Consider the following 9098-nt stretch of genomic DNA (forward strand, 5'->3'; position numbering starts at 1 on the left):
CTAACTTCTGACTTGCGCGTAGCGCTATACCATTCCACTTACCGGTGCGTCTAAGACTCGTTGCTTTAACTGAAGCTGCAACGAGTCAATCTGACGCTTACTCTGAGCAATTTCTGAATTTAGGGTAGTAATTTTATTCTCTATATTATTCAGTTGTTATTCTATTTTCAGTACGGATAACTTACCGGAATGAATTAAACTCTGATAACTCCTATCCTGTTATTTTAATCGTAATTTTGCTTGTTCAATATCTGCTTGTGCTTGACGGTCTGTTCATAACTACTTTTTTCTTCCATAATCCGTAATTTAGCCTGTTCAATATCAGACTTAGTTTGTTCATACAATCGTCGCCTTTACTGTACCACATCATCCTTATCTAACACATCAATTTCTGGCACAACTCCTTGTTGCCAAAGTTTACGATAGCGTTGCACCTCTCCCTGGGCATTAGCTAAACGAATCTCTAGTAACTTAGAGGCTATTTTACTAAGTTCAAGATTTTGCCTGGCCTGATTTCCTTGAGCTAATTTTTATTATTTTTGTAAGTTATAGGAATTACTCAGATCAATTATAGTCTGTCGCACTTGGTCAATTTGAGCTGGCTTTTCCAAGGCTTGGGCTTGATTTTGTTGCTGCTGAGTTGTCAAGACTACCACTAACTTATTTTTTAGTAATTCTAACTGCGATCGCCTACTCAATTGCCCCTTTAATTTATCGTTAACTTGCTGCAATTCAGTACGGACTAACCCGGATTTAAAAATTACTAATTTTTGTCCAGCCTCAACCTTTTCCCCCTCTTTAACTTTAATTTCATCCACGGTACCGGCTACAGCAGTATCCAGCCTGACAGTTTTACCCTTTGGTTCAAGTCGTCCTCTAGCTGTACCGGTTTCATCTACTTTATAGAGCATCGACCATGGTAAAATAATCGACACAAACACTACTAAAAAGTACAATAATCCCCAGGTCCAAACCTGAGGCAAACTATCGAGTAATTCTTTAGTGGCGTAAGACCAATCATCAGTAAATTTAGCTAGGTTTGGGGCGTTTAAACTATCTTGATCATGATTAGTGTCTTGTAGCTGAGTTGGAGGATGTCCATTCAAGTGTCCAAGTGTCCATTCAATGTATTGGGCATAATTTTATTTATTATTTATTGATACTAGTTATTGGGTATTAGGATTATTCATGAATAAATAAATTAAAATTTATGTAATTTTTCAGGATTAATGACTCAGGATTAAGGACTAATTTGCTGGGGATTTAAATAGTAATAATGTCCCCTTTTTGTCATTAATTACTGATGGGTTACCCTCTCAATCAATACTCCTCTATCCATCACTAAAATCAAATCAGCATTCCGCACTGTAGACAACCGATGAGCAATGAATAATGTTGTCCTACCTTTGAGAATCTGATTTAAATTCTGCTGAATAATTCGTTCTGATTCGGCATCTAAATGAGAGGTTGCTTCATCTAAAACTAATAACTTAGGATCGCCTAACAAGGCCCGTGCGATCGCAATCCGTTGCCGTTGTCCACCAGACAATGTCCCTCCCCCTTCTCCTATCTGGGTTTCATACCCCATAGGTAAATTTTTAATAAACTCATCAGCACCTGCTAATCGTGCTGCTTCTATAATCTCTTCTAAACTAGCGGCAGGATGACCTAAGCTAATATTTTCCCGAATGGTTCCACCAAACAAAAACGTATCTTGGTCTACTACTCCCACTTGCGATCGCAAAGACCCTAAGGACAGACTGGTAATATCAAGGCCATCAATCAATACTTTCCCATCTGTGGGTGGATACAATCCCAACACTAATTTAGAAATCGTCGTTTTCCCTGAACCACTGCGTCCCACTAGGGCTACCATTTGTCCTGGTTTCACTTCAAAGGAAAGATTTTCCAGTACATTTAAATCACTCTCTGGGTGATAGCGAAAGGTAACGTTATCAAAGGCAATGTGACCCTGAATTGATGGTAACGATTGACGGGCTTGATTCAGTAAATCCTCCTCTGGTTCGGCATCCAACACATCATTAATCCGTTCCATAGCAATTACTACTTCCTGGAATTGATTCCATAACACGGTTAACCGCTGGAAGGGAGTAATAATATTTCCTAGCAGCATATTGAAGGCCACTAATTGTCCAATGGTTAACTGATTCTGAATCACTAACCACGCTCCATACCACAGCAGGCTTGTGGTTACTACGGCTTCAATAGCATTACTGAAAATTTGCAGCCGATTGCTGATAACTTGCCCATCAAAACTTGTCTTAATTTCCTTATTTAATAACTCCTCCCAATGCCAACGTACTGTTTGTTCTACTGCTGTGGATTTAACGGTACTTACACCGGAAAGCGCTTCAATTAGATAACTATTTTCCTTAGCCATCGATTGAAATATTTCCCGGGAAATCCTACGTAAAAACGGAGTCGCAATCGTAAGCATTCAGCTATCAGCCGTCAGCCGTCAGCTAATTAACTAATCAAGGGGAGATAGTAAACAAGCTTACGAACGAGTATGGCTGGTTGACATCCCTGCTCGTTTTACTGATCCGACCCAGTGCAATTAAAGCGCCTACTCGCTGATAGCTGATAGCTGATAGCTGACGGCTGAATGCTTACTCGCAATCAACGCTAGCAATAAGAATGGCGGCACAATCACTAAGGCCAATAATGCCATTTTCCAGCTGTACCAAACCATCAATCCTACATAGATAAATACCGTTAGTAAATCCAGCAGAATTGATAGCGCCTCACCGGTAAGGAACTGCTCAATCTTGCGGTTTTCCTGAACCCGTGATATGATGTCACCAACATAGCGGGACTCGAAAAACGAGAGAGGCAACCGCAGTGTATGGCGAATAAATCCTACAATCAGTGCTGCATCTACTTTATTAGCCGTATGGTCTAGTAGATATTGCCGCAACCCCATCATTGCCACTCGAAACAGGCTAAATATCAGCAGCCCTAACCCCACCGCCATTAAGGTAAGTCGGATCGTAGACTTTTTTGTAGCAGTTTGCGCTGAAACGCTGTTAAATATTTACCTGTACTAGTACATGCACCCTCAAGATCAGGTTTCGACTGATGTCCTGACATATTTGTAACTAAAAAGTCTTCAACTCATTGTTTTGATGATCGAGGGTGGATGTTAGCTTTTATGTTGGTTTTAATAGTCAAATTTACTTAGTCTTGTGGACTTTTTGGATGATTTTGGGGACTTTTTGGATGATTTTGTCAATTTTTTGGATGATTTTTATCGAATTTTAGATTTTGGTCGAATTTTATAGTGTTTGTGTAAAGTTTGATTTAATTTTTGGATGAAGATAATCAGGCACTAGGGATTAAGTACTTTTAGGGAGAAGTGAGAGTAATGGAGGAAGTGGGGGGAGTGGGGGGATGAGGAGTCAGAACAATAGTAATGGGGCAAGGTGTAGGGAATAAGAATGCGATCGCACCGGTCCTGCCTACTTTTCAAATCCCTTGTCACCCCTTCAGCCCTATCCTTTTAACTCTAGTACTGATTCTGATTCCACCCAAGATAAATCTTGGGTGGAATTGTTTTATGACGTTTGCTCAGGTCTAGCTTTCAAGGGAGCAACGCAGAAGCAAAAAAAGTATAACTAATTTAATTTTAGTTATAAAAACCTAGAGATTTCGTCAAGTTTACGTAATAGTTGTCCTGACTTGACCCACTAGTAGGGGTATTTTTAAAATTGACCAAGACACAACTGAATTCCTTTTGTCACTTTTTTCCTTGATTACCCCCTTGAAATCCTGGAATAAATCCCAGATTATAGTCATGGTATAAGGCAATAAAACCTCTAAATAACCTAGTATATATATTACAATCAACCAAGATATAACTGAATTATTTTTGTCACTTTTTTAATTAATTAACCTCTTTAAATCCTGGAATAAATTCGAGATGAGAGTCATGGAATGAGGCAATAAAACCTCTAATCCTAAACAAGACAACTTGACTGAATATAAAATTTGCGAATGGCTAACATTACAATCTCTGACCTCGCTATTTCACCTGTTTCTGAAAGCTTCAGTACTGAACTTGATGAGCAGAATATCAACGGGATTATCGGCGGAAGAACAGTAACAACAACTGTCGCTCCAAATGGTGAAGTTAAGGTTGTTGTTAAAGAGTGCTCAGCATCAAGATTAGCAGCCTCATCAATAGCATAACTATGATAATTTCAATCCAGTAAACCATCGATAACTATTATCAATGGTTAGGATGAAAATCTCAGCTCTATATTCGGCTGAACTAGAAATAAATTATCTGTTAACTTAGAGGTTGTCTGAGAAGTCTCATTTGCTACATCCAAGCCCCCGTTGGTCCCCCGAGCGAGCAATCCCTCGCTCGGGGGACTTTTAGAAGCAAATTGACTCTTCCCCCAAAGTTGGGGGGCTAGGGGGGCAAAATTCAGTATCAAAAAACTTTTCAGATATCCTCTTAAGTATCAGCCGAACAAATCGCTCCTATTTTGGGAGACGCTGCTGAAGAGGTGTTCTGATCAAATACCTAATTAGGTATCAAATAATCCTCTGGTATCTATCAGAGGATTATTTGATTAATTCAGCTACTTCTCCATAGACACTACCGAACTAGGTTAGTGTTTAAACAGTGTTTAAGCAATGTTTAACCAACTAGTAGCAAAGAAATTATTGTTATTATTCCAAAGTTCAACTATATCAGACTTATTATCACCATTTAAATCGGTAACTAAGTAATCAGTATCATTTCGAAAGTCCCCTACTTGTGTATTACTGCCCAGGCTAAATCCTCCGCTACCATTACTAATCCAAGTGGCAGCAAAGAAATTATTGTTATCATTCCAAACCTCGATTAGATCAGAGTCACCATCCCCATTTACGTCAGCGACTAAGTAATCAGTATCATCTCGAAAGTCTCCTACTTGTGTATTACTGCCCAGGCTAAATCCACCGCTACCATTACTAATCCAAGTGGCAGCAAAGAAATTATTGTTATTATTCCAAACCTCGATTAGATCAGAGTCACCATCCCCATTTACATCAGCGACTAAGTAGTCAGTATCGTTTCGAAAGTCCCCTACTTCTGTATTACTGCCCAGGCTAAATCCACCGCTACCATTACTAATCCAAGTCGCCGCAAAAAACTTATTGTTATTATTCCAAAGTTCAACGAGATCAGAGTCACCATCCCCATTTACATCAGCGACTAAGTAGTCAGTATCGTTTCGAAAGTCCCCTACTTCTGTATTACTGCCGAGGTTAAATCCACCGCTACCATTACTAATCCAAGTCGCCGCAAAAAACTTATTGTTATTATTCCAAAGTTCAACGAGATCAGAGTCACCATCTCCATTTACATCAGCGACTAAGTAGTCAGTATCGTTTCGAAAGTCCCCTACTGCTGTATTATTGCCGAGGTTAAATCCTCCGCTACCATTACTAATCCAAGTGGCAGCAAAAAACTTATTGTTATTATTCCAAAGTTCAACGAGATCAGATTCACCATCCCCATTTACATCAGCGACTAAGTAGTCAGTATCGTTTCGAAAGTCCCCTACTTGAGTTGTTGAACCTAGAGCAAACATGGAAGAGGAGGTAGTGTTGAGCAATACTGAGACGTTGTTGGAGCCAGAGTTGGCCGTCGCAATGTCTGGTTTACCATCGCCGTTGAAATCCCCTACGGTGATGGAAGAGGGATTACTGCCCACATCAAACTGACCAGAAGGGGTAAAGCCTCCTGCACCATTCCCTAATAGCAGTGAGACTTGATCATCACTTGCTGCAGCAATGTCCAAGTTGCCATCACTATTGAAATCCCCCACGGCGACTTCAGAACCTCCACCCGTTGTAAATGGCATGGGAGAACCAAAGCTACCATTTCCATTCCCCAACAACACTGCGATTTCGTTCTCAGCACCAGAACCACTTCCTATCACTAAGTCCAGATTGCCATCTTTGTTGAAGTCTCCCACAGCATCAGGAGCAGCAAAAGACACACCTGTTGGAATCGATATACTAGGCTGAAAGGTTGTTGTCCCGTTCCCTAACAGCAGCGAGACTTCGTTACTGCCACTTCCTGTCACTATATCCAGGTTACCATCGTTGTTGAAGTCCCCCACAGAGGTAGAAAATCCACTAACCCCGGTTGTAACGTCGTTAGTAAATGGAAAGCTCCCCGTCCCATTTCCGAACAACACCGAGACTATACCTGGTGAGGAAAATCTTCCTACGGCTATATCCAAATTTTGATCGCGGTTGAAGTCCCCCACGGCCACGGATAGAGGAATATCCCCTTCGTTGACTTGGGTGGCAGAACCAAAGGTGCCATTGCCATTTCCTAGCAAGACTGAGACCGTGTTATCCGTAGAGGATGTAAAAGGAGTACCAAAGTCTGCGGTCACCAAATCCAGGTTACCATCTTTGTTGAAGTCTCCCACAGCAATGTCAACGGGCAAATTTCCTACGGCAAAGTTCCCACTTAAGCTATAGCTTCCTGCGCCATTATTTAACAGCACCGAGACGTTATCAGAGTCTGAGTTAGCTGTTACCAAATCCAAATCACCATCACCGTCAAAGTCTCCGGTGGCAATAGCAGCAGGACTAGTTCCTACTGGAAAGTTGTTAGCGTTGCTAAAGGACACAGCAAAAACTCCTGGATATACCTGCATCAATTCCGGCAAAAATGCTGAATCTACAGCAATCTGACCCGTACAACATTCTAGATTCCAATCACCACCCAAGGCAGCATTACCCGTGCGGTTCGCAGAAGCCGCAATGTCAGTACCAGTTATTTGGTGTAGTCGTTCCAAAAATTCTGTACCAGCATCTCCACCAGCAACATTGCAGCCGTAGAGGAGAATAGGAGTGGCTGAATCAGTCGTTGACCAAGTTTTTAATTGAGGGAGGTAATGGTTTAAAGTATCTAGACTAAGTTGGCTATTCCCTAAATACAAACACCCCGGTGAACCGTGAGAAACGATGTGAATAGCAGAAATATCAGTGCGTCCTTGCAGAGCCTTGGTAATTTGCTCAACGCCATCCTGTGTAGATTCCAGGACAATTACGTCACTTTCCGGTACCGTACCATTAACTAAACTCTGATAATCATCAACCCCTGAGTCAATAAAGATAATAGTCCTAGAGATTTTGGAGTCACCTATTAAAGGGTTGTGTTGATCAGTTACGTAAAAGTTTAAGGACTTATCGAGATCGTTGCTGCTTACATCTTTGGTGGTTAGCATTCTATAATCCTGATTTGGAATTTTAGATTGACTATAAGGCGTTGTATTTATGCGAGATGATTTAATCCGGAACACCTCTCACTTGGTTAATCAATCCAAAAACCTAATTTTTCTACAGTTTTATATAAACTTTTGTAACTATTTTGATAAACTTTTGTAACTTATACAAAACTATATAACTAACTGAATATTGGAGGCTCTAATTACACTATATATAATTTAATTATTACACCTCTTGCATAAGTCTCATAAACCGTGGGTGTTGACAAGGCATGCATGCATGCATGCTAGAGGCAAAAGGGATAGATTTTGATTTCATATTTATTTGTGTATAGTTAAAAAAGAAAGGCTAAACGTGTTTAAGACAAAAGCACAGCACTTTGATGATATAGTGCTTGCTCATATCCTCGTGATCACTTGTGGACTAATCTAATTTGGGCGAATCTCATGTGCCGATCTGAGCTGATGGGAATATGGGGGCATGGGGGCATGGGAAGAGGTATTGACGTTTTTCCCCCAATACACTGTATGAGTGAATTTAAATTCTGATTAGCTTAGGGATTGATCCTAACTGAGTCATAGGTCATGGAGAAAATATGAAGGATGAAGGGTGAAGTATCAAGTATGAAGTATCAAGTATGAAGTATCAAGGGTGAAGTGGAGCGATAGAATCTATGGCTCCTATGTTGATTAGACCCAATTAGCAATCACCAATAACAATCATAAATGACTAAATGAAACATGGACTTGATGCCTACGCTCACTTGGACTCCCCCATCCACAGTTGGGAACCTCGTGCTAAGCTAATTGCCCTATTAACCCTAATTTTCGCGTTTTCCTTTGTACAGCATTTGATAGTGCTACCAGCGATGGTGGTTCTGACCCTAATTTTTTATCGAGTCTCTCGGCTGCCACTGTCTTTTCTGTTGAATCGGTTGCGCTATCCGGGATTTTTTCTGTTAGGGATTACACTGCTACTCCCCTTCACAGTAGGCACTACCGTGATCATCCAGCTCGGTCCAATCGCCCTGCGACAGGAAGGACTGCTAACCCTAGTGCTGATTGCCACCCGTTTCCTATGTATTCTCACCATTAGTGTGATTTTATTTGGCACCGCACCCTTTTTGACCAACATCAAAGCTATGCGATCGCTTGGTCTGCCGTCACTGCTAGCGGATATGACTCTGTTGTCTTACCGCTATATTGAGCAATTTAGTAACGACCTAGCTAAAATGAAGCGGGCAATGCAGCTGCGAGGTTTTCGTGCCAAAGGACCAAAGCTTTCATGGCAGGAATTTGGAGGTCACCCAGTTGCTTCGCTACTGGAATCCTTCGCCCGTACTTACCGTAACCTGAGACTTTTAGCTTCCCTAACCGGAACACTTTTGGTGCGCAGTTACCAGCAATCCCAGCAAGTCTATAAAGCGATGATTTTACGAGGGTATAGTAACACCTCTCAATTTATGGTTTCTGAAAGTTCTGGTGTGACAAGAGAGACTAGAACACAGAGCTTTTCATTACCCCTTCCTAGGGGAAAGCGTATGGGGTCTAGTACAAACACTGCTAGTTTCCACCACTACATTGCTTTGGGACTGACTAGCTTGATTTCAGTAGGATTTGTGATCGCCGAAATTCTGTTAACAGAAGCATGATCGAAGGGAATTAAGACTAATCAATGATAACTAATTAATGGTAATCAAATCAAGGTAATATTGATTCCGGTTAACGACTTATAAGTTTAGGGTTTGGGTTGGGGTTTTGTTAATTTAAATTAAATAAAATTAATAATTAAATTAACACTTAACACAATTCCCTCACCCCGACTATAAGTGATTA

General features: G+C 40.9%; 5 protein-coding genes and 2 pseudogenes. 2 read left to right on the forward strand and 5 right to left on the reverse strand.

Annotation, left to right across the window (positions count from 1 at the left end):
* Positions 1-533 precede the first annotated feature (533 nt).
* The 4 genes and pseudogenes from F6K38_RS25255 to F6K38_RS25270 all read right to left on the reverse strand — a co-directional run bounded on the left by F6K38_RS25255 (position 534) and on the right by F6K38_RS25270 (position 3490).
* Positions 534-1106, reverse strand: coding sequence for an HlyD family secretion protein (locus F6K38_RS25255; RefSeq protein WP_287357843.1), 573 nt, complete (start codon positions 1104-1106; stop codon positions 534-536).
* A gap of 191 nt (positions 1107-1297) precedes the next feature.
* Positions 1298-2449: pseudogene (locus F6K38_RS25260) on the reverse strand (peptidase domain-containing ABC transporter); the annotation flags it as partial.
* Positions 2450-2641: 192 nt separating this feature from the next.
* Positions 2642-3004, reverse strand: a pseudogene (locus F6K38_RS25265) (ABC transporter transmembrane domain-containing protein); the annotation flags it as partial.
* Between the two features lie 345 nt (positions 3005-3349).
* A complete protein-coding gene (locus F6K38_RS25270; RefSeq protein WP_154659743.1) occupies positions 3350-3490 on the reverse strand; it encodes a hypothetical protein in 141 nt (46 codons plus the stop codon).
* 524 nt (positions 3491-4014) lie between these two features.
* Here F6K38_RS25270 and F6K38_RS25275 point away from each other — a divergent pair.
* On the forward strand, positions 4015-4209 hold the full coding sequence (locus F6K38_RS25275; protein ID WP_287357847.1) for a hypothetical protein: 195 nt from the start codon (positions 4015-4017) through the stop codon (positions 4207-4209).
* Positions 4210-4655: 446 nt separating this feature from the next.
* Here the strand turns inward: F6K38_RS25275 and F6K38_RS25280 are convergent, their stop codons facing one another.
* Positions 4656-7262, reverse strand: a complete 2607-nt coding sequence (locus F6K38_RS25280; protein WP_287357849.1) for an FG-GAP-like repeat-containing protein — start codon at positions 7260-7262, stop codon at positions 4656-4658.
* Between the two features lie 734 nt (positions 7263-7996).
* On the opposite strand from F6K38_RS25280, the gene cbiQ reads away from it, so the two are divergent.
* The gene (gene cbiQ / locus F6K38_RS25285; protein ID WP_287357851.1) at positions 7997-8914 is read left to right on the forward strand and encodes a cobalt ECF transporter T component CbiQ; all 918 of its coding nucleotides are present in this window, start codon (positions 7997-7999) and stop codon (positions 8912-8914) included.
* Positions 8915-9098: the final 184 nt, after the last annotated feature.

The sequence above is a fragment of the Moorena sp. SIO3B2 genome, from assembly GCF_010692525.1.
Taxonomy (GTDB): Bacteria; Cyanobacteriota; Cyanobacteriia; order Cyanobacteriales; family Coleofasciculaceae; genus Moorena; species Moorena producens.

What these genes read in the sequence shown, in the direction of transcription:
- F6K38_RS25280 (WP_287357849.1), bottom strand. Translation starts at nt 7,262, where the DNA reads ATGCTAACCACCAAAGATGTAAGCAGCAACGATCTCGATAAGTCCTTA.
- F6K38_RS25275 (WP_287357847.1), top strand. Translation starts at nt 4,015, where the DNA reads ATGGCTAACATTACAATCTCTGACCTCGCTATTTCACCTGTTTCTGAA.
- cbiQ (WP_287357851.1), top strand. Translation starts at nt 7,997, where the DNA reads ATGAAACATGGACTTGATGCCTACGCTCACTTGGACTCCCCCATCCAC.